Below are 1,445 nucleotides of genomic sequence, written 5' to 3' on the forward strand. Positions count from 1 at the left end.
CATCTCACTTTTTAAATTAGGGAACAATTATAATAAAACTCCACCGCCCGGGTTCCAAACTTTCCTTCTTTTTTAAAAATATGAGATGCACCCTTTGATATTTTTGGGATGATTCACAAATCCGTTCACTTTAAACGCAATAATCAGGGTAATCGCCTCTACTTTGGTATAAGTTGTACTTGACAAACAACCGCGTGTCTAATGATGATAGAGTTTATATATGATTAAATTCATCATAAGTATTTTTAATAAAAAACGTAAGCTGTTTGGCCTTTAAATTGGATATTATTCAGTTATAATAAAAAACGTAAAATCCTATTACCCTGATCTGATTTTTACCTCCTACCCTGCTATCATAAGCATGCAATTAAAGCGATAATAATTAATTTTTAGCATTGTTACCTATTGTCTACTACCTGCTCCCAAATCCCGACTCCAGACTTCAACAATCAGTCAATAGTTAGTAACAATAATTTCCCTAATTTCTCCTCTGCTATTTCCTTTTGAATTTATTCTACGAGATGCCAAGATTCGCTCAATAGTAAACCCTTGATATAACTCATCAAAAAACAAATCATTAACATAGTTAGTTGGATCGGAATTGCTGAGCATTTGATTGGCTCCTGCTTGATCAGCTTTCACAAACACATCCCGTAAACGACGCTGCTCATTATCATCAAATTCCAGGGAATGATAGGAATTGAAATTGGAGGTTTTGCTGATAGGACGATAGGGAGGATCATAGTAAATAAAGGTGCTATGATCAGCATATTCCAGAACTTGACTAAAGTCCCTTTGTTCTATTTCAGCAATTTGGAATAGCTTGGAGACAGCTCGCAGATTATTGGCATTCATAATTTTAGGATTTTTGTATCGTCCCACTGGCACATTAAATTCTCCTTTGCTATTGACCCGATACAGACCGTTAAAGCAGGTTTTATTCAGAAAAACGGTTATGGCAGCCCGCTTGATCCAATTGCGAGCGTAAGAGTTAGCATCTATTTGTTTATTAAAAGTGTTATATTGGTTACGATATTCGTAGTATAATGCTTTCCGACGTTGATCATCTTTGGGCAGGTATGTATTACTAAGCTTTAACAGTTCTGTAATCAGGGATTCAACATCCTGTTGGATAACTTTATAAAGGATAATCAGCTCAGGATTGGTATCGAATAGATAAGCTTTATGGATATCGAAACTGTTGACAATATCGAAAAAAACTGCACCTCCTCCCACGAAGGGCTCGATATAAGTCGTCAGAGTTCCTTTTCGTAGCTTTGGTGAGTATCTCTCTCGAAGTTGTGGCAGAAGCTGAGTCTATTAGAGTCGAACTAGGGGTTCCCCCCTAGAACTCTCCTCCAGAACCGGACATGACTGTTCCCAATCATCCGGCTCCTCCTGGCAACATTGTTATTGCTCTCCTTTGTGGGGATATATTGTTCTCT

The 1,445-nt window shown here is 37.4% G+C and carries 1 protein-coding gene; it reads right to left on the reverse strand.

Annotation, left to right across the window (positions count from 1 at the left end):
• Positions 1–453 precede the first annotated feature (453 nt).
• Positions 454–1,308 carry a Dam family site-specific DNA-(adenine-N6)-methyltransferase gene (locus tag F6K49_RS48775; protein ID WP_293109916.1) on the reverse strand — a complete coding sequence of 285 codons (855 nt, stop codon included), beginning with the start codon at positions 1,306–1,308 and terminating at the stop codon, positions 454–456.
• Positions 1,309–1,445 lie beyond the last annotated feature (137 nt).

This window comes from Moorena sp. SIO3I6 (assembly GCF_010672095.1).